At 71.4% G+C, this 18,510-nt stretch carries 16 protein-coding genes; 6 read left to right on the top strand and 10 right to left on the bottom strand.

Annotated features, from left to right (window positions below; genetic code table 11):
* Together ABZT93_RS17650 and ABZT93_RS17655 are read left to right on the top strand one after the other, a co-directional pair.
* Window positions 1-1,593: an AMP-binding protein gene (locus ABZT93_RS17650; protein ID WP_356105373.1), complete on the top strand. Its 1,593-nt coding sequence runs from the start codon at window positions 1-3 to the stop codon at window positions 1,591-1,593.
* Window positions 1,594-1,608: 15 nt separating this feature from the next.
* The gene (locus tag ABZT93_RS17655) at window positions 1,609-2,421 is read left to right on the top strand and encodes a PaaX family transcriptional regulator C-terminal domain-containing protein (protein WP_356105256.1); all 813 of its coding nucleotides are present in this window, start codon (window positions 1,609-1,611) and stop codon (window positions 2,419-2,421) included.
* 46 nt (window positions 2,422-2,467) lie between these two features.
* On the opposite strand, the gene ABZT93_RS17660 is transcribed toward ABZT93_RS17655, so the two are convergent.
* Both ABZT93_RS17660 and ABZT93_RS17665 read right to left on the bottom strand, forming a co-directional pair.
* Window positions 2,468-4,738, bottom strand: a complete 2,271-nt coding sequence (locus ABZT93_RS17660; RefSeq protein WP_356105258.1) for a bifunctional salicylyl-CoA 5-hydroxylase/oxidoreductase — start codon at window positions 4,736-4,738, stop codon at window positions 2,468-2,470.
* The gene (locus tag ABZT93_RS17665; protein WP_356105261.1) at window positions 4,735-5,562 is read right to left on the bottom strand and encodes an enoyl-CoA hydratase family protein; all 828 of its coding nucleotides are present in this window, start codon (window positions 5,560-5,562) and stop codon (window positions 4,735-4,737) included. The genes ABZT93_RS17660 and ABZT93_RS17665 overlap by 4 nt, the downstream gene beginning before the upstream one ends.
* A 327-nt stretch (window positions 5,563-5,889) precedes the next feature.
* Here ABZT93_RS17665 and ABZT93_RS17670 point away from each other — a divergent pair, with 327 nt between their 5' ends.
* Complete coding sequence (locus ABZT93_RS17670; RefSeq protein ID WP_356105264.1) at window positions 5,890-6,342, top strand: ATP-binding protein; 453 nt, start codon at window positions 5,890-5,892, stop codon at window positions 6,340-6,342.
* A gap of 3 nt (window positions 6,343-6,345) precedes the next feature.
* Here ABZT93_RS17670 and argF read toward each other — a convergent pair whose 3' ends face one another.
* A complete protein-coding gene (gene argF / locus ABZT93_RS17675) occupies window positions 6,346-7,353 on the bottom strand; it encodes an ornithine carbamoyltransferase (protein WP_356105266.1) in 1,008 nt (335 codons plus the stop codon).
* Between the two features lie 60 nt (window positions 7,354-7,413).
* Entirely contained in the window at window positions 7,414-8,637 is a 1,224-nt protein-coding gene (locus ABZT93_RS17680; RefSeq protein WP_356105269.1) for an arginine deiminase, read from the bottom strand.
* A gap of 123 nt (window positions 8,638-8,760) precedes the next feature.
* Here ABZT93_RS17680 and ABZT93_RS17685 point away from each other — a divergent pair, with 123 nt between their 5' ends.
* Window positions 8,761-9,765: an SPFH domain-containing protein gene (locus tag ABZT93_RS17685; protein ID WP_356105271.1), complete on the top strand. Its 1,005-nt coding sequence runs from the start codon at window positions 8,761-8,763 to the stop codon at window positions 9,763-9,765.
* Window positions 9,762-10,652 (top strand): hypothetical protein, encoded by an 891-nt coding sequence (locus ABZT93_RS17690; RefSeq protein ID WP_356105274.1) that lies wholly within the window; start codon window positions 9,762-9,764, stop codon window positions 10,650-10,652. The genes ABZT93_RS17685 and ABZT93_RS17690 overlap by 4 nt, the downstream gene beginning before the upstream one ends.
* 40 nt (window positions 10,653-10,692) lie before the next feature.
* Here the strand turns inward: ABZT93_RS17690 and ABZT93_RS17695 are convergent, their stop codons facing one another.
* From ABZT93_RS17695 to ABZT93_RS17705, 3 genes are all read right to left on the bottom strand, one after another.
* Window positions 10,693-13,236, bottom strand: a complete 2,544-nt coding sequence (locus ABZT93_RS17695; protein ID WP_356105277.1) for a polynucleotide kinase-phosphatase — start codon at window positions 13,234-13,236, stop codon at window positions 10,693-10,695.
* Window positions 13,233-14,696 (bottom strand): 3' terminal RNA ribose 2'-O-methyltransferase Hen1, encoded by a 1,464-nt coding sequence (locus ABZT93_RS17700; protein WP_356105280.1) that lies wholly within the window; start codon window positions 14,694-14,696, stop codon window positions 13,233-13,235. Before ABZT93_RS17700 ends, ABZT93_RS17695 begins: the two co-directional genes overlap by 4 nt.
* A 153-nt stretch (window positions 14,697-14,849) precedes the next feature.
* Window positions 14,850-15,773 (bottom strand): LLM class F420-dependent oxidoreductase, encoded by a 924-nt coding sequence (locus tag ABZT93_RS17705; RefSeq protein ID WP_356105283.1) that lies wholly within the window; start codon window positions 15,771-15,773, stop codon window positions 14,850-14,852.
* A 229-nt stretch (window positions 15,774-16,002) separates the two neighbouring features.
* On the opposite strand from ABZT93_RS17705, the gene ABZT93_RS17710 reads away from it, so the two are divergent.
* Window positions 16,003-16,173 carry a hypothetical protein gene (locus ABZT93_RS17710; protein ID WP_356105286.1) on the top strand — a complete coding sequence of 57 codons (171 nt, stop codon included), beginning with the start codon at window positions 16,003-16,005 and terminating at the stop codon, window positions 16,171-16,173.
* Between the two features lie 144 nt (window positions 16,174-16,317).
* Here the strand turns inward: ABZT93_RS17710 and ABZT93_RS17715 are convergent, their stop codons facing one another.
* From ABZT93_RS17715 to ABZT93_RS17725, 3 genes are all read right to left on the bottom strand, one after another.
* Window positions 16,318-16,782 (bottom strand): DUF6099 family protein, encoded by a 465-nt coding sequence (locus ABZT93_RS17715; protein ID WP_020122472.1) that lies wholly within the window; start codon window positions 16,780-16,782, stop codon window positions 16,318-16,320.
* A 178-nt stretch (window positions 16,783-16,960) separates the two neighbouring features.
* Window positions 16,961-17,287, bottom strand: a complete 327-nt coding sequence (locus tag ABZT93_RS17720) for a nucleotide pyrophosphohydrolase (RefSeq protein WP_356105289.1) — start codon at window positions 17,285-17,287, stop codon at window positions 16,961-16,963.
* Window positions 17,284-18,480: an ATP-binding protein gene (locus ABZT93_RS17725; protein WP_356105292.1), complete on the bottom strand. Its 1,197-nt coding sequence runs from the start codon at window positions 18,478-18,480 to the stop codon at window positions 17,284-17,286. Before ABZT93_RS17725 ends, ABZT93_RS17720 begins: the two co-directional genes overlap by 4 nt.
* Window positions 18,481-18,510: the final 30 nt, after the last annotated feature.

An 18,510-nucleotide genomic window follows, 5' to 3' on the forward strand; every position in this document is an offset into this window, starting at 1 on the left:
ATGAACGCCTCGGCCCACGTCGACACCTTCGCGCGCGACCACCTCCCGCCCCCCGACGAGTGGCCGCAGCTCCGCTTCGACCTTCCGGAGCTGCAATACCCCGATCGGCTGAACTGTGCCGCCGAACTGCTGACGGGGCCGCCCGACGACCGCCCGGCGTTCCACACCCCTGCCGGGGACACATGGACGTACGCCACACTCCGCGCCCGTGTCGACCGGCTCGCGCATCTCCTCACCGGTGACCTCGGAGTCGTCCCGGGCAACCGGGTGCTGCTGCGCGGCCCGACCACCCCCTGGCTCGCGGCCTGCTGGCTCGCGGTGCTGAAGGCGGGCGCGGTCGCCGTGACGGTGCTGGCCCAGCAGCGCCCGCAGGAGCTGGCCACGATGTGCGAGATCGCGCGCATAGAGCACGCCCTGTGCGACATACGCGCCGTGGACGATCTCGCCAAGGCCGAGATACCGGGCCTCAGGATCACGACGTACGGCGGCGACGCCCCCGACGACCTGCTGAACCGCGAGGCGCCCGGGACGCCGTACCCCGCCGTTGCGACCGCGGCCGACGACGTGGCGCTGATCGCCTTCACCTCCGGCACCACCGGACGCCCCAAGGGCTGTATGCACTTCCACCGGGATGTGCTCACGATAGCCGACACCTTCTCCAAACATGTGCTGCGACCCCATGTGGACGACGTGTTCACCGGCAGTCCCCCACTCGGCTTCACCTTCGGTCTCGGCGGTCTGGTGATCTTCCCGATGCGCGCGGGCGCCAGCTCCCTCCTCCTCGAACAGGCCCACCCGAAGCAGCTGCTGCCGGCGATCGCCGAGCACCGCGTCTCCGTCCTGTTCACCGCCCCCACCGCCTACCGCGCCATGCTCGACGAGCTCGACGCGTACGACATCTCGTCCCTGCGCCGCTGTGTCTCCGCCGGTGAGAACCTGCCCGCGGGCACCTGGCGGGCCTGGCAGGAGCGGACCGGGCTGCGGATCGTCAACGGCATCGGCGCCACCGAGCTGCTGCACATCTTCATCTCCGCGGCCGACGAGCACATCCGGCCCGGCACGACCGGGCTGCCCGTACCCGGCTGGCACGCGCGCGTGGTCGACGGGACAGGTCGCGAACTGCCCGACGGCGAGCCCGGACTGCTCGCCGTACGCGGACCCGTCGGCTGCCGCTACCTCGCCGATCCGCGCCAGCGCGAGTACGTGCGGCACGGCTGGAACATCACCGGCGACACATACATCCGCGAGAACGACGGTTACTTCCGCTATGTGGCCCGCGCGGACGACATGATCATCTCCGCGGGGTACAACATCGCCGGACCCGAGGTCGAGGACGCCCTGCTGCGCCACCCGGACGTGGTGGAGGCGGCGGTCGTGGGGCGGCCCGACGAGGCGCGCGGTCAGGTCGTCGTCGCCTTCGCCGTCCTCAGGGAGGGCGCCGAGCGTGACGCCGAGGCGCTGCGCACCTTCGTCAAGGCCGAACTGGCGCCCTACAAATGCCCGCGCGAGATCGTCTTCCTGGACGCGCTGCCGCGCACGGCGACCGGCAAACTCCAGCGGTTCAGGTTGCGCACCGATGGTGACCAGCAGTGATCCACACGACCTAAGATGATCAACGTGTCCGACCAGCATGCACCACGGTCTCTCATCGTCACGCTCTACGGAGCCTACGGCCGCTTCATGCCGGGCCCCGTGCCCGTCGCCGAGCTGATCCGGCTGCTGGCCGCGGTCGGCGTGGACGCCCCCTCCGTACGCTCGTCGGTGTCCCGCCTCAAGCGGCGCGGGCTGCTGCTGCCGGCCCGCACGGAGCGGGGCGCCGCCGGGTACGAACTGTCCCCGGACGCCCGCCAGTTGCTCGACGACGGCGACCGGCGCATCTACGCGGTGACCCCGCCCGAGGACGAGGGCTGGGTGCTCGCCGTGTTCTCCGTGCCCGAGTCCGAGCGGCAGAAGCGGCACGTGCTGCGCTCCCGACTGGCCGGACTCGGCTTCGGCACGGCGGCCCCCGGGGTGTGGATCGCCCCCGCGCGGCTGTACGAGGAGGCCCGGCACACCCTCCAGCGGCTGCGGCTCGACCCGTACGTGGACTTCTTCCGCGGCGAGCATCTCGGTTTCGCGGCGACCGCGGAGGCGGTGGCCCGCTGGTGGGACCTGGCGGCGATCGCCAAGGAGCACGAGGCGTTCCTGGACCGCCACGCGCGCGTGCTGCGCGACTGGGAGGACCGGGCCGACACGCCACCGGAGGAGGCCTACCGGGACTACCTCCTCGCCCTCGACTCCTGGCGCCATCTCCCCTACGCCGACCCCGGCCTGCCCGCCGCCCTGCTCCCGGAGGACTGGCCGGGCGAGCGGGCGGCGACGGTGTTCCGGGGCCTGCACGAGCGGCTGCGGGACGCGGGAGCGACGTTCGCCGGCCTGTGAATCCGGACGACCGGATCATGGTCGAACTCACCTGAGGTGGTCCCTCTCAAGTCCCCAGCGTGAGCCGGGGCTTGGGAGCGTCCGTGCGGCCGGTCCGGGGCCGGCGGCTGCCCGCGCGGTACGGGTCCGGCCAGACGACGCCGGGACCGTCGTACCCCTGCTCGGCGGCCGCGTGCAGGGTCCAGTGCGGGTCGTAGAGATGCGGTCGGGCCAGCGCGCACAGGTCCGTACGCCCGGCCAGGATCAGGGAGTTGACGTCGTCCCAGGAGGAGATGGCGCCGACCGCGATCACCGGGACGCCGGTCTCGTGGCGGATCCGGTCGGCGTACGGCGTCTGGTACGAGCGCCCGTACTCCGGGTGTTCCTCGGCCACGACCTGCCCGGTCGACACGTCGATCGCGTCGGCGCCGTGCGCGGCGAAGGCGCGGGCGATCTCGACGGCGTCCTCGGCCGTGTTTCCGCCCTCGGCCCAGTCGGTGGCGGAGATACGGACGGTCATGGGCCGTTCCTGCGGCCACACTCCCCTGACGGCGTCGAAGACTTCGAGCGGGAAGCGCAGACGCTTGGCGAGCGAGCCGCCGTAGGCGTCCGTGCGCCGGTTGGTCAGCGGGGAGAGGAAGCCGGAGAGCAGGTAGCCGTGGGCGCAGTGCAGTTCGAGGAGGTCGAAGCCGGCCCGGGCGGCACGCCAGGCGGCCGCGGTGAACTGCTCGCGCAGGTCGGTCAGTTGGGCGCGGCTGAGCTCGCGCGGGGTCTGGTTGAAGGGCTTGTACGGGATCGGGGACGGCGCCACGAGAGGCCAGTTGCCCTCCGGAAGCGGCTCGTCGATGCCCTCCCACATCAGCTTGGTCGAGCCCTTGCGGCCGCTGTGGCCGAGCTGAAGGCCGATCGCGGTGCCCGGTGACTGCGCGTGCACGAAGTTCGTGATCCGCTTCCAGGCCTCGGCCTGCCTGCCGTTGTAGAGGCCGGTGCAGCCGGGTGTGATGCGTCCCTCGGGCGAGACGCACACCATCTCGGTCATCACCAGCCCGGCGCCGCCGAGGGCCCGGGCGCCCAGGTGGACGAGGTGGAAGTCGCCGGGGACGCCGTCGGTGGCGGAGTACATGTCCATCGGCGAGACCACGACCCGGTTGCGCAGGGTCAGACCGCGCAGCCGGAACGGGGTGAACATCGGGGGTGTGCCGGGCGGGCAGCCGAACTCACGCTCCACGGCGCCGGTGAAGCGCGGGTCGCGCAGCCGCAGGTTGTCGTGGGTGACCCGGCGGCTGCGGGTGAGCAGGTTGAAGGCGAACTGGCGGGGCGGCTGGTCGAGGTACAGGCCGAGGTTCTCGAACCACTCCAGGCTGGCGCGGGCGGCGCGTTGCGTGGAGGTGACGACGGGTTTGCGCTCCTCCTCGTAGGCCGCCAACGCTCCTTCCAGTGAAGGCTGTTCCTCCAGGCAGGCGGCCAGGGCGAGGGCGTCCTCCACGGCGAGCTTGGTGCCGGAGCCGATGGAGAAGTGGGCGGTGTGGGCCGCGTCGCCGAGCAGCACGGTGTTGCCGTGCGACCAGTGTTCGTTGACCACCGTGCGAAAGGTGGTCCACGTGGAGTTGTTGGAGCGCAGGGGGCGGCCGCGCAGTGCCTCCGGGAAGATCTTGGCGCAGCTCTCCGTCGACTCCCGCGGGGTGACCTCGTCGAAGCCGGCGGCCCTCCAGACCTCCTCGCGCATCTCGATGATCACGGTGGAGGCGTCGGGGGCATAGGGGTAGCCGTGGAGTTGCATCACGCCGTGTCCGGTCTCGGCGATCTCGAACCGGAAGGCGTCGAAGGCGAAGTCGGCGGCGAGCCAGATGTAGCGGCAGTGGTGCGGGGTCACATGGGGGCGGAACACATGGGCGTGGGCCCCGCGTGTGGTGCTGTTGACTCCGTCGGCGGCGATGACGAGGTCATGCGTCTCTTCGAGGCCGGCCGGGGCCTCCGTACGGAAGCGGAGGTCCACGCCGAGAGTACGGCAGCGGTCGTGCAGGATCTCGAGGAGTCGTCTGCGGCCGAGGGCGGCGAAGCCGTGGCCTCCGGAGGTGTGGCGTACGCCCCGGCGCACGACGTCGATGTCGTCCCAGCGGACGAAGTCGGACTGCATCGCCTGGTAGACCACCGGGTCCGCGTGCTCGATGCCGCCGAGGGTCTCGTCGGAGAGGACCACGCCGAAGCCGAAGGTGTCGTCGGGGGCGTTGCGTTCCCAGACGGTGATCTCGCGGGCCGGGTCGAGACGTTTCAGCAGGGCGGCCGCGTAGAGTCCGCCCGGACCACCGCCGATGACCGCCACGCGGAGGGGGTTCACCGTCCGCTCCACTTCGGCGGCCTCTTCTCCGTGAACGCCGCGTGGAACTCCCGGTAGTCCTCGCCGTTCATCAGCAGCGCCTGGGTCGAGGCGTCCAGTTCCACCGAAGCCGCCAGCGGCATGTCCAGCTCGGCCGTCAGCAGTGCCTTCGTCTGGGCGTACGCCAGTGCCGGGCCGGTTGCCAGGCGGTGGGCCAGCGCTCGGGCGGCCTCGTCGGCGCCGCCCTCCTCGGTCAGTTCGCTGATCAGGCCGATGCGCTCGGCCTCGGGTGCGCGGACCGGTTCGCCGAGCATGAGCAGGCGGGTGGCGTGGCCGAGGCCGACCACGCGAGGCAGCAGATAGGCCGCGCCCATGTCACCGCCGGACAGGCCGACCCTGGTGAACAGGAACGCGAACCGGGCCGACGGGTCGGCCACCCGGAAGTCGGCGGCCAGGGCCAGTACGGCTCCCGCGCCCGCAGCCACCCCGTGCACGGCCGCGATCACCGGGAACGGGCACTCCCGTACGGCCCGCACCACCTGGCCCGTCATCCGGTTGAAGTCGAGGAGCTGGGCCGTGTCCATGGCGAGGGTCGCGCCGATGATCTCGTCGACGTCTCCGCCGGAGCAGAAACCGCGACCCTCGCCGGCCAGGACCAGGGCCCGGACGGAACGCTCGCGGGACAGTTCGGCGAGCAGGTCGCGCAGGTCGGCGTAGGCGCCGAAGGTGAGCGCGTTGAGTTTGTCGGGGCGGGCGATGGTGACCGTGGCGACCCCGTCGGCGAGGTCGACGCGCAGGTGCTGCCAGTCGGGGGTGCGGGCGGCGGAGCCGGTGAAGGGGCTCATGTCCGTGCGGCCTCCTCGTGCTCGGGCTGGGTGCGAGGTTCGAGGTGCGCTCTGCCCTTCGAAGTTATCACCCATCTTTGACTACCGTCACGAGTGCGCGATACAGACGTCCGAATGCGTCCTCGGCACGTCCGGATGTGACCTGGGCCCGTCACATCCGTCACGGCTCGTCGACAGAGGGGCAACGGCGGGATCAGCGGTGAGAGGCAAGCCGTTGCTACGGGTAAGCCGCCTGCCAACGGGGCCGAAGGTCCCGTACGGTCCCGCCGGTCGCCTCTGCCGACGGCGCCGTACCATTCATCAGGTTGAAAGCAGGACAGCCTGCTCATGAACGGAACCGCCTTGCAAGATCGCCCTCCGGCCTCCGCCTCCTGGCGCATCGCACTGCCGCATTCCGCCGCGGCCGTGCCCGTGGCGCGCGCTCTGGTCCGCACCGCGCTGGCCGAGCTGGAGCACGGGGCGGACTGCGACACCGTGGAGCTGCTGACGGCCGAGCTGGTGGCGAACGCCGTGGAGCACACGGCCGGCGACAGCCCGATAGAGCTGGTCGTGGAGCTGCTGCCGACCGGCTGCCAGGTGGAGGTGCACGACCCGGACCCGGCACCCCCGGGGCACCTCACCCAGCCGGACACCAGGGACCCGGACCCCTGGCAGGAGCACGGCCGGGGACTGCTCCTGATCAGGGCGCTCAGTTCGTCGTGCGGTCACCGCCCGACCGAGACCGGCAAGGCGGTGTGGTTCCGTCTGTCGGTGGTGCCGCCTCAGTGGCACCCGGCGTGACGCTCAGGCCAGCGTCGCGACCAGCACCGCCTTGATCGTGTGCAGACGGTTCTCCGCCTCGTCGAACACGACCGAGTACGCCGACTCGAACACCTCGTCCGTGACCTCCAGGGACTCCAGGCCGTGGGTCTCGAAGATCTCCTGCCCCACCTTCGTACCCAGGTCGTGGAAGGCGGGCAGGCAGTGCAGGAACTTGACGTCCGCGTTCCCCGTGGCCCGCAGCACGTCCATGGTCACGGCGTACGGCGAGAGCGCGGCGATCCGCTCGTCCCACACGTCCTTCGGCTCCCCCATGGAGACCCAGACGTCGGTGGCGACGAAGTCCGCCCCCCGCACCCCCTCGTCCAGCGACTCGGTGAGGGTGATCCGCGCCCCGCTGTCCACGGCGAGCGCCCGCGCCCGCTCGACGACCTCCTGCGCGGGCCAGTAGCTCTTGGGCGCGACGATCCGCACATCCATGCCGAGCAGCGCACCGGTGATCAGATACGAGTTGCCCATGTTGAACCGCGCGTCGCCGAGGTAGGCGAAGGCGATCTCCCGGACCGGCTTCGCGGTGTTCTCGGTCATCGTCAGCACGTCGGCCAGCATCTGTGTGGGGTGCCAGTCGTCGGTGAGCCCGTTGTACACCGGAACCCCGGCGTACGCGGCCAGCTCCTCCACCTTCTGCTGGCTGTCCCCGCGGTACTCGATCCCGTCGTACATACGGCCGAGCACGCGCGCGGTGTCGCGCACGGACTCCTTGTGCCCGATCTGCGAGCCGGACGGGTCGAGGTAAGTCGTCGAGGCGCCCTGGTCCGCCGCGGCGACCTCGAACGCGCAGCGGGTGCGGGTCGAGGTCTTCTCGAAGATCAGCGCGATGTTCTTCCCGCTCAGGTGCCGCGTCTCGGACCCCGCCTTCTTGGCGGCCTTCAGCTCGGCCGCCAGCTCGACCATGTCGAGGAACTCCTCGGCCGTGAAGTCGAGCTCCTTGAGGAAATGGCGCCCGGCGAGGGCGGTGGGAACAGTCGCCATGGGGGCGCTCCAGAGGGACGGGAACAGGGACACTGGAAGTCTATACGATATTCAGCATTTCTATACAGCCTCCCTCTCCACCGGGCAGCTCATGCAGCGCGGTCCGCCTCTCCCCCGCCCCAGCTCGCTGCCCGGGATCTCGATGACCTCGATGCCCTGCTTGCGCAGATGCGTGTTGGTGGTGGCGTTGCGCTCGTAGGCGACGACGACACCCGGCTCGACAGCGAGGACGTTGCAGCCGTCGTCCCACTGCTCGCGCTCGGCCGCGTGCACGTCCTGGGTGGCGGTCAGGACCCGGATCTCGCTGAGCCCGAGCGCGGCGGCGATCGCGCGGTGCATGTGCTCCGGCGGGTGGTCGGTCACCTTGAGCTCCTTGTCGCCGGCGCCCGGTTCGATGGTGTACGACCGGAGCATGCCGAGCCCGGCGTACTGGGTGAAGGTGTCGCCGTCGACCATCGTCATCACGGTGTCGAGATGCATGAAGGCCCGCCGCTTCGGCATGTCGAGGGCCACGATCGACTGCGCGGAGCCCTCGGCGAACAGCTTGTGCGCGAGCATCTCGACGGCCTGGGGCGTGGTCCGCTCGCTCATGCCGATGAGGACGGCGCCGTTGCCGATGACAAGGACGTCGCCGCCCTCGATGGTGGACGGGTAGTCGGCCTGACCCTCCGACCAGAGGTGGAACGTCTCGTCACGGAAGAGCGGGTGGTGGCGGTAGATCGCCTCGAAGTGGACCGTCTCGCGCTGCCGGGCGGGCCACTTCATGGCATTGACGGAGACCCCGTCGTATATCCAGGCGGAGGTGTCGCGGGTGAAGAGGTGGTTGGGCAGCGGGGCGAGGAGGAAGTCGTCGAGGTCCATGACATGGAAGCGCACGGAGGTCGGCTCCGGGTGCGCGTCCAGGAACTCCCGCTTGGTCATGCCGCCGACAAGGGCCTCGGCGAGTTCCCCGGCGGGCAGCGCCTCGAAGGAGGACCTGAGGTGGTCGGTGGCCAGCGGGCCGTACTCCTTCTCGTCGAAGACCCGGTCGAGGACGAGCGAACGGGCCGCCGGGATCTCCAGGGCCTCGGTGAGCAGGTCGCCGAAGAGGTGCACGGCGACACCGCGGTCACGCAGCACGTCGGCGAACCCGTCGTGCTCGGCGCGCGCCCGGCGCACCCACAGCACGTCGTCGAAGAGCAGTGCGTCCTTGTTGCTGGGGGTGAGCCTTTTGAGCTCGAGATCCGGCCGGTGCAGGATGACGCGGCTGAGCCGCCCGGCTTCGGAGTCGACATGGAATCCCATGCCTCCATCCTGACCACCCGGGGGCCTCTTGACCCCTCCGTCCGCCTGGCTTTCTTGTTCTCGTCCTCTTGACGACAAGTGCACACCCTGGTTATCGTCTCACAGACGAAAAGAGGGAGTTCGATGGCCGACATCACCCGGCGCCTCGGCTGGCGCCATCTGCGCGGCGCGCCCACGGCGCACATCCGGCACCACCGCGGCGGCGAGTTGCTGCACGACGGTCCGGGGCTCAGCTTCTGGTTCCGCGCACTGACGGCCGCGCTCTCCGAAGTCCCCGTGGACGACCGTGAGTTGGCCATGACCTTCCATGCCCGTACGTCCGACTTCCAGGACGTGGCGGTGCAGGCGACCGTGACCTACCGGATCGGTGACCCGGCCCTCGCCGCCGCCCGCCTGGACTTCTCGATCGACCCGGACACCGGAGTGTGGCGGGGCGCGCCCCTGGAGCAGCTGGGCACACTGCTCACGGAGACGGCCCAGCAGCACGCGCTGGACGTGCTGACCCGGACCTCCCTGTCCTCCGCACTGGTGGACGGAGTCTCGGCGGTGCGCGAGCGGATCGCGGCGGGCCTCGGCGCCGAGCCACGGTTGCCGGCCACCGGCATCGAGGTGGTCGCCGTACGCGTGATGGCGCTGCGCCCCGAACCGGAGGTGGAACGGGCCCTGCGCACCCCGGCCCGTGAACAGATCCAGCAGGAGGCCGACAGGGCGACCTACGAACGGCGGGCCGTCGCCGTGGAGCGCGAGCGGGCCATCGCCGAGAACGAACTGGCCAGTCAGATCGAACTCGCTCGCCGCGAGGAGCAGTTGGTGGAGCAGCGGGGCACCAACGCACGCCGGGAGGCGGAGGAACACGCGGCGGCGGACGCGGTACGGGCCGAGGCGGAGGCGACGCGTTCGGTACGGCTCGCCCGCGCGGAGGCCGAGGGAGTGCGCGCGGTCGGCGACGCGAAGGCGCAGGCGCAGGCCGCCTGGCTGAAGGTGCACGAGGACGTCGAGGTCGCCACCCTGCACGCCCTGACCGGAACCCGGCTCGCGGAGAACCTGCCGCACATCGACAGCCTGACGATCTCCCCGGACGTGCTGACCGGGCTCCTGGCCAAACTGGGCGCGCGGGAGCCGGAGTGAGTCTCGCGCCGCGGGCCGTCCTGGTCCATCGCACCACGGAGTACGAGGAGTTGGTGGCCCACCACGGCACCCACGGCCAGGCCGCCTTCTTCCTCGCCTCCCGGGGCCGGGACATCGAGGAGGTCGCCGAACGCCATGAGCGCACCCGCCGGGCACTCGCCGAGGTGACCTCCGCGATTCCGCTGACCTGGCGTCAGGCCCGGGTGGAACGGGCCGACCTGGACCGTTTCCTGTTCGCTCCCGAGGACGTCGTGATCGTGGTCGGCCAGGACGGGCTGGTGGCGAACGTGGCCAAGTACCTGTCCGGCCAGCCGGTGCTGGGCATCGACACCGAGCCCGGCCGCAACCCCGGTGTCCTGGTACGGCACCGCCCGCGGGACACGGCGAAGTTGCTGACGGCGACCGGTGCGGGCGTCGATGAGCTGACGATGGTCGAGGCCGTCGCGGACGACACCCAGCGGCTCGTCGCACTGAACGAGATCTACCTGGGCGCCGCCGGTCATCAGACCGCCAGATACCGCCTGGGCCTGGAGGGCGACGGGGGTGTCGTCGAGGCCCAGGCTTCGTCCGGGGTGCTGGTGGGGACGGGGACCGGAGCCACGGGCTGGCTCCGGTCCGTGTGGCAGGAGCGGGGCGGTGCCCTGCGGCTGCCGGCGCCGACGGAGACCCGCCTGGTCTGGTTCGTCCGCGAGGCCTGGCCCTCCCCGGCCACCGGCACCTCCCTGACCGCGGGCGAACTCCCCGCCCCGGCCCGCCTCCGCCTCACCGTCGAGTCCGAACGTCTGATCGCCTTCGGGGACGGGATGGAGGGCGACTCGCTGGAGCTGACGTGGGGACAGACCGTGGAGGTGGGGGTGTGCGGGGAGCGGTTGCGGTTGGTGGGGTGAGGGGTGACGACAGGTCACCCCTCACCCCTCGAACCTCGGCTCACAGCCGTGGGTCGACCGGCTCCGACTCCAGCGCCAGCACCCCGAACACCGCCTCGTGCACCCGCCACAGCGGCTCGCCCTCCGCCAGCCGGTCCAGGGCCTCCAGACCCAGGGCGTACTCGCGGATCGCGAGGGAGCGCTTGTGGTTCAGGAACCTCTTGCGCAGGCGGTCGAGGTTCTCCGGGCGGGTGTACTCGGGGCCGTAGATGATCCGCAGGTACTCCCGGCCGCGGCACTTGATGCCGGGCTGGACCAGCCGGCCCTCCGTGCTGCGGACCACCGCGCCGAGCGGCTTCACGACCATGCCCTCGCCGCCGCGGCCGGTCATCTCCAGCCACCAGTCCACGCCCGCCCGCACCGACTCCGGGTCGCCGGTGTCGACGTAGAGGCGCCGGGTGGTCTGGAGCAGGCCCGTGCTGTCGTGCTCCACCAGGCGGTCCAGCAGGGCCAGCTGCTCGTCGTGCCGCAGCCCCGCGAGACTGCGGCCCTGGACCGCGAGGATCTGGAACGGTGCCAGGCGGACGCCGTCCAGGCCGTCGGTGGTCCAGCAGTAGCGGCGGTACGCCTCGGTGAACGCGCTTGCCGCGTCGGCCCGTTCGCGCTGGCGGGCCAGCAGGTCCGTCACGTCCACACCCCGGTCCGCGGCACCCTTCAGCACGGCCAGCACGCCCGGGAACACCGCGCCGGACGCGGCGCCGACGGCCGCGTACTGAGACCGCAGCAGGCCCGCGGCCTTCAGCGACCACGGCATCAGCTCTGCGTCCAACAGCAGCCAGTCCGTGTCGAGTTCCGCCCACAGACCCGCCTCGGCGATCGCCGTCCGCAGCCGGTCGAGGATCGTCTCGGTCACCGACTCGTCGTCGAAGAACGGGCGGCCGGTGCGGGTGTAGAGCGAGCCCGTCGGGCCGTCCACGCCGAAGCGCCTGCGGGCCGTCTCCGCGTCCCGGCAGACCAGAGCGACCGCCCGTGAGCCCATGTGCTTCTCCTCGCACACGACCCGCTCGACCCCGTCCTCGGCGTACTGCGCGAACGCCTCCGCCGGGTGCTCCAGGTAGCCCTCGACATGGCTGGTCGCCGTGGGGGCCATGGTCGGCGGCAGGTACGGCAGCAGCCGCGGGTCCACCGCGAAGCGGCTCATGACCTCCAGGGCCGCGGCCGCGTTCTCCTCGCGGACGGCGACCCGGCCCGAGTGCCTGGTCTCGACGGCCCTGCGGCCGTGCACGTCGGCCAGGTCGAGCGGCCGGCCGTCCTGGCCGCCGGGCGCCTCCGACTTCAGCGGCTTCGTCGGCTCGTACCAGACCCGCTCCGCCGGTACGTCGACGAGCTCGCGCTCCGGCCAGCGCAGCGCCGTGAGCTTGCCGCCGAAGACCGCGCCGGTGTCCAGGCAGATGGTGTTGTTGAGCCAGGTCGCCTCCGGGACCGGGGTGTGGCCGTAGACCACGGCCGCCCGGCCGCGGTAGTCCTCCGCCCACGGGTAGCGCACCGGCAGCCCGAACTCGTCGGTCTCGCCGGTGGTGTCGCCGTACAGCGCGTGCGAGCGGACGCGGCCGGAGGTGCGGCCGTGGTACTTCTCCGGCAGACCGGCGTGACAGACGACCAGTCGGCCGCCGTCGAGGACGTAGTGGCTGACGAGGCCGTCGATGAACTCCCGCACCTCGGCCCGGAACTCGTCCGACACCGCCTCCATCTGCTCGATGGTCTCCGCGAGGCCGTGGGTGTGCTGGACCTTGCGGCCCTTGAGGTAACGGCCGTACTTGTTCTCGTGGTTGCCCGGCACGCACAGCGCGTTGCCCGACTTGACCATCGACATCACGCGCCGCAGCACACCGGGGCTGTCCGGGCCGCGGTCGACGAGGTCACCGACGAAGACCGCGGTACGGCCCTCGGGGTGGACGCCGTCGAGGTAGCCCAACTTGCCGAGCAGCGACTCCAGTTCCGAGGCGCAGCCGTGGATGTCGCCGACGATGTCGAAGGGACCGGTCAGGTGGGTCAGGTCGTTGAAGCGCTTCTCGGTGACGACGGTGGCGTGCTCGACCTCCGCCACCCCGCGCAGGACGTGCACCTTGCGGAAGCCCTCGCGCTCCAGGTGGCGGATGGAGCGGCGCAGTTCGCGGATGTGGCGCTTGATGACCCGGACCGGCATGTCGGCCCGGTCGCTGCGGCCCGCGTTGCGCTCGGCGCACACCTCCTCGGGCACGTCCAGGACGATGGCGATGGGCAGCACGTCGTACTGCTTGGCCAGGTCGATGAGCTGCCGTCGGGAGTCGGACTGCACGCTGGTCGCGTCGACGACCGTGCGGCGGCCGGCTGCCAGACGCTTGCCCGCGATGTAGTGCAGGACGTCGAAGGCGTCCTTCGTGGCGCCCTGGTCGTTCTCGTCGTCGGAGACCAGGCCGCGGCAGAAGTCGGAGGAGATCACCTCGGTCGGCTTGAAGTGGCGCCGGGCGAAGGTGGACTTGCCGGAGCCGGAGGCACCGACGAGGACGACGAGGGAGAGGTCGGTGACGGGGAGCACCCGTCCCGCGGTCTGTGTCTCGCTCATGCGGCCTTCGCCTCCTTCTCGGTCCTGATCACAAATGCGGCCATCTGCGTGGGCGGTCCCACTTCCGGGTCGTCCGGGCCCACAGGCACGAACTCCACGCCGTAGCCGTGCCGTTCGGCCACCGACGACGCCCAGGTGCGGAACTCCTCCCGCGTCCACTCGAAGCGGTGGTCGCCGTGCCGGACGTGTCCGGCCGGGAGCGACTCCCAGCGGACGTTGTACTCGACGTTCGGGGTCGTCACGAGGACGGTCCGCGGGCGGGCCGCACCGAACACCGCGTACTCCAGGGCGGGCAGCCGGGGCAGGTCGAGGTGCTCGATCACCTCGCTGAGCACGGCGGCGTCGTACCCCTTGAGCCGCTTGTCGGTGTACGCCAGCGAGCCCTGGAAGAGCTGGACGCGGGAGGCCATCCGCTCCCCCATGCGGTCCAGCTTCAGCCGCCGGGAGGCGATGGTGAGCGCCCGCACCGACACGTCGACGCCGACGATCTCGGTGAACTTCGGGTCCTTGAGCAGCGCCTGTACCAACTGGCCCTGTCCGCAGCCGAGATCGAGGACGCGGGCGGCACCGGCGGCGCGCAGCGCCTCCATGATGGCCTCGCGGCGCTGCACGGCGAGCGGGGTCGGCTTCTCCTCGGTCTCGGTCTCCGCCTCGACGGCGTTGTCGATGTCCTCGACCTCGCTGTCGTCGGCCTCGGCGAGCCGCACCAGTTCCAGGCGTTCCATCGCCTCGCGCGTCAGCGACCAGCGGCGGGACAGGTAGCGGCTGGTGATCAGCTTCTGCTCCGGGTGCTCGGGCAGCCAGCCCTCACCGGCCCGGAGCAGCTTGTCGACCTCGTCGGGGGCCACCCAGTAGTGCTTGGCGTCGTCGAGGACGGGGAGAAGGACGTACAGGTGGCGCAGGGCCTCGGCGACGGTGAGCCGTGTGGACTCCAGTTCGAGGCGGACGTAGCGCGAGTCGCCCCACTCCGGGAACTCGGTGTCCAGGGCCACCGGTTCGACGGTCACGGTCCAGCCGAGCGGCTCGAAGAGCGCCCGTACGAGACCCGGGCCACCGCGGGCCGGGAGGGCGGGCACCTCGATCCGCAACGGCCTCGGCTGCTGCGGGAGTTCGGGCCTGGCCTGGCACACCCCGCGCATCGCGCTGGAGAAGACCGCGCTCAGCGCCACCGCGAGCAGCGAAGAGGCCGCGTAGGGGCGGTCGTTGACGTACTGCGCGAGCGCCGAGTCCGGGGCGCCGCCGCGTCCCTTGCCCTTGCCGCGCCTGACCAGCGCCACCGCGTCGACCTCCAGCAACAGCGCCGCCGTGCAGCGCTGATCGTCCGCCTCGGGGTACAGGACATGCGCCCTGCCGTAGGAGGTGGAGAACGCCTGCGCTTTCTCGGGATGCTTGTGCAGCAGGAAGCCGAGGTCGGTGGCGGGGCGCTCGGGAGTGCCGGTGGTACTGATCGTCAGAAACATGTGAGTGGCCTCTCCGGCCGGTGGACGGTACGGGATGCCGTGCGCGCGAAAGCCCCCGAGACGGTGATCCCGGGGGCTCGGCAGGACGACCTCCTCAGCTTGGCACAGTCGGTCCCACCTGCGCCTTCGATTAACCCGGAGAGGCCGGACCGGCTACGACAGCTGCGACTGGACCTGCGCGGAGATCAGCTCCAGGTGGTCCAGGTCGTCGAGGTCGAGGACCTGGAGGTAGATCCGGCGGGAGCCCGCGGCGGCGTAGCGGCCGATCCTGTCGACGACCTCGGCGGGGGTGCCGGCCAGGCCGTTGGTCTTGAGCTCCTCGACCTCACGGCCGATGGCCGCGGCACGACGGGCGACCTCCTGGTCGTCCTTGCCGACACAGACGACGAGGGCGTTGGAGAAGGTGATCGCGTCGGCCGCGCGGCCCGCCTCCTGGGCGGCGGCACGGACCCGGCCGAACTGCGCCTCGCTGTCCTCGGGCGAGGCGAACGGCATGTTGAACTCGTCGGCGTAACGGGCGGCGAGGCGCGGGGTACGGGTCGCGCCGTGGCCGCCGATCAGCACGGGGATCTTGTGCTGGGCGGGCTTGGGGAGCGCGGGTGACTTCGTGAGCTGGTAGTGCTCGCCGTGGAAGTCGAAGGTCTCGCCGGGTTCGGTGGCCCACAGACCGGTGACGATCTCCAGCTGCTCCTCCAGGCGGGGGAACTTCTCCTTCGGGAACGGGATGCCGTACGCCTTGTGCTCCTCCTCGAACCAGCCCGCGCCCAGGCCCAGTTCGACGCGGCCGCCGGACATCTGGTCGACCTGGGCGACCTGGATGGCGAGAACGCCGGGGAGCCGGAAGGTGGCGGCGGTCATGAGGGTGCCGAGGCGGATCCGCTTGGTCTCGCGGGCGAGGCCGGCGAGGGTGATCCAGGCGTCGGTGGGGCCGGGGAGGCCGTCGCCGTCGCCCATCTTCAGGTAGTGGTCGGAGCGGAAGAACGCGTCGAAGCCCAGGTCCTCGGTGGCCTTGGCGACGGTGAGGAGGGTGTCGTAGCTTGCGCCCTGCTGGGGCTCGGTGAAGATGCGGAGGTCCATGACTCCATCCTGCACGCAGGGGCTCGCCGGGGCCCCATCGGTCCCCGGGGCCTCACCCGTCCCCGGGCAGGGTGAAAATACGTCAACGGTGTGCCCGAGGGCCGAACGTGCCAGTGACCGGGCCCTTTGGTGATCGTTGGCTCGGGCGGAGCCGGCTTGTCGTCGCCGGTGCGTGATCCGTTACCCGCGTCGGTCCCTTCGCCGGGGTCCTTGGGCCGAGGAGGCCGTCATGTCCGAAGAATCCGTGCCGCTGGCCGCGGGGGCTGGGCAGCCGAAGGGGTTGCTGCAGCAGATGGAGGAGCTGATGGCGGCGCTGAACGCGGATCTGTCGGCGTTGGACAAGGATCTTCAGGGGGCCCGGGGTTCGGGGCGGGGGGTCGGCGAGGAGGGGGCCGACTGAGGGTTGTCCGGCGGGTGCGGGCCGGTGGGGGCTGTCGCGCAGTTCCCCGCGCCCCTGAGTGGGTGCAGTCGAAGCAGGCCCAGCTGTACCCGGCCAGGGCGGGGAACTGCGCGACCAGCCACGACGGATCCGCAGCCGAAGAACTCACCCCGCCTCCGGCAACTCGTCCCCCCGGTCCGCCAGTCTTCGCAGCATCTGCAGCACCCGGTCCCGCGACTCGTCCGCCGCGTCGATCGCCTCCATGCACTGCCAGTACGTCGTCTCGTCGTCGGCCGCGCAGGCCAGGCCGACCAGGGCTATGCCCACTTCGCCGAGGAGACCGCCGAGGTAGAGGAGGGCCTGGCGGGCGTCACCGAGCTCGGTGAGCTGCGCGGCACGCAACTCCGCCAGAGCGATGTCGGGACGCTCCAGGACCCCGCAGCCCCGCCCCGCCAGTTCGGTCAACCCCAGCGCCTCGCCCCGCAGTTCGGGCGGGCCGGCGACCGCGAGGCGGCTCCCTATCGCCTGGGCCAGGGCCTGCGCCTGCCACACCTCCGCCATGACCTGAGGCGCCTCTCCGCCCCCGGCCAGGGCACGCCTGCTCGTCACGATGAGCCGCACCGCGTCCATCGGCTGCCCCCGTCTGTCGCGACGTACCCCCGGGCACGTCCGCCCGAACTCCCTTGTCCACTACCCAGAGTGAGCTCGCTCGGAACGAAAAACTAGAGGTAGACGGAAATCTGTGGACAACAAATCGATTTCGAAGCAGCTTTTCGTCACAGAGAGTGAAAGAGGACTGAATCCTTCCTTACGGCGCGGGAAACCTCCGCTCGTTCCGGTCGATCTTCGCGTCAAGGGCGGCCAGCGGATCGACGCCGAGCACCTCGCACAGCTGGAGCAGATACGCGAGCACGTCGGCGATCTCGTCCGTGACGCGGTGCGCCGTGTCGGGGTCGTCCATGACCCGGTTCGACTCCTCGGGCGTCAACCACTGGAAGATCTCGACCAGTTCGGAGGCCTCCACGCTGAGCGCGGCGACGAGGTTCTTGGGGGTGTGGTACGGCTGCCAGTCGCGGGCCGCCGCGAAGTCGGCCAGCCTGCGCTGTAGTTTCGCCACGTCGAGAGGTTCGGTCACGCCTCCAGGTGTACCACCGTGACCCCGTCCACCCCGGCGGCCCACGAAGCGTCGCTCACGGCCCCCACGAGCCGGATGTGGCCGCGCTCGCACATCCGCACGGCCAGCCGCAGCAGCTCGGTCCGCTGCCGCGGGTCCAGGCTCCGGTCGAGGTTGTCGGCGAGCACGGTCAGTGTCTGCATCGCCGCGGGCACCTCACCGGCCGGGTCGACCTCCAGCACCCCGGGCCCGGTGAGCAGGACCAGCGCGAGGGCGAGGTAGCGCAACTCGCCGTCGCCCAGCCGCCCGAGCTCCGTACGGCCGCCGTCCGCGCGGTCGAGCAGGGCCCGGACCCTCCCGGCGGGCAGGGGCTCGGCGAGGACGTCGGCGACGGGGCCCGCGCATCCGGCGCGCACGGCGGCGACGAGTTGGGCGTGCCGTCGGCCGCACTCCGCGCGGGTGCGCCACAGGACGTCGGCGAGGTTGTCGCAGCCGCCGAGCAGCCGTCCGGAACCGGTCGGGACGGGCAGGCGCATGCGGCCGGGCCGTGGGTCGCAGCCGAAGACGGAGCGCAGGGCGACGACCATCTGTTCGGCGGCGGCGAGGACGCGCCGCTGTCCGTCCGTCTTGCCGGCCACGCGCAGCGGCAGCAGTGCGGTGCCGAGCTGGTCGTCCGGGAGCGGGGCGCGGGTGACCGGTGCGTTCCCGGCGGTGTGCCAGGCGGCCTGCACGGCTCGGCGGGAGGGGTCGCGCAGGGCGGTCTCCAGCAGGACGAGCCCGCCGGAGGTCAACCGCTCCCCCACGACGCGCAGTTCGGGCTCGGCCTGGACGGCGATGTCGAGCCGGACCGGACCCTCGGGCCCGTCGGCCGTGCAGCCGATGCGGAAGCCGCGGCGGCGCTGTGCGTCGGGGCGGGCCCGGTCGGGGACACAGGCGACGGGTCGGGGGAACACCTGGTCGAGGCTCGCGCCGCCGCCGAGCCGCGCGAGTGCCTCGTACGCCCTGAGCGCGGTCGTCTTGCCGCTCCCACTGGGCCCGGCGAACAGGGTCAGCGGCCCGAGCGGCAGCGCTGCCCGCCGGTGCACGGCGTACGCGGAGAGCCGCAGCTCGGTGAGGCAGGGCCGGTCGGGGCGGCGCTCGGCGCCCTGCGGCAGCTCCGCGGGCGGAGAGGCCGACTGAGCCGGCACTACGGAGGAGGTGGGGGACACACGCATATCCGGACCGTAGGACTCCGCCACCGGGCG

It is taken from the genome of Streptomyces sp. NPDC005303 (genome assembly GCF_040607335.1).
GTDB lineage: Bacteria > Actinomycetota > Actinomycetes > Streptomycetales > Streptomycetaceae > Streptomyces.

What these genes read in the sequence shown, in the direction of transcription:
- ABZT93_RS17670 (WP_356105264.1), top strand. Translation starts at nt 5,890, where the DNA reads ATGAACGGAACCGCCTTGCAAGATCGCCCTCCGGCCTCCGCCTCCTGG.
- ABZT93_RS17725 (WP_356105292.1), bottom strand. Translation starts at nt 18,480, where the DNA reads ATGCGTGTGTCCCCCACCTCCTCCGTAGTGCCGGCTCAGTCGGCCTCT.
- ABZT93_RS17700 (WP_356105280.1), bottom strand. Translation starts at nt 14,696, where the DNA reads ATGTTTCTGACGATCAGTACCACCGGCACTCCCGAGCGCCCCGCCACC.
- ABZT93_RS17655 (WP_356105256.1), top strand. Translation starts at nt 1,609, where the DNA reads ATGATCAACGTGTCCGACCAGCATGCACCACGGTCTCTCATCGTCACG.
- ABZT93_RS17650 (WP_356105373.1), top strand. Translation starts at nt 1, where the DNA reads ATGAACGCCTCGGCCCACGTCGACACCTTCGCGCGCGACCACCTCCCG.
- ABZT93_RS17715 (WP_020122472.1), bottom strand. Translation starts at nt 16,782, where the DNA reads ATGGACGCGGTGCGGCTCATCGTGACGAGCAGGCGTGCCCTGGCCGGG.
- ABZT93_RS17695 (WP_356105277.1), bottom strand. Translation starts at nt 13,236, where the DNA reads ATGAGCGAGACACAGACCGCGGGACGGGTGCTCCCCGTCACCGACCTC.
- ABZT93_RS17680 (WP_356105269.1), bottom strand. Translation starts at nt 8,637, where the DNA reads ATGGGATTCCATGTCGACTCCGAAGCCGGGCGGCTCAGCCGCGTCATC.
- argF (WP_356105266.1), bottom strand. Translation starts at nt 7,353, where the DNA reads ATGGCGACTGTTCCCACCGCCCTCGCCGGGCGCCATTTCCTCAAGGAG.
- ABZT93_RS17665 (WP_356105261.1), bottom strand. Translation starts at nt 5,562, where the DNA reads ATGAGCCCCTTCACCGGCTCCGCCGCCCGCACCCCCGACTGGCAGCAC.
- ABZT93_RS17710 (WP_356105286.1), top strand. Translation starts at nt 16,003, where the DNA reads ATGTCCGAAGAATCCGTGCCGCTGGCCGCGGGGGCTGGGCAGCCGAAG.
- ABZT93_RS17685 (WP_356105271.1), top strand. Translation starts at nt 8,761, where the DNA reads ATGGCCGACATCACCCGGCGCCTCGGCTGGCGCCATCTGCGCGGCGCG.
- ABZT93_RS17705 (WP_356105283.1), bottom strand. Translation starts at nt 15,773, where the DNA reads ATGGACCTCCGCATCTTCACCGAGCCCCAGCAGGGCGCAAGCTACGAC.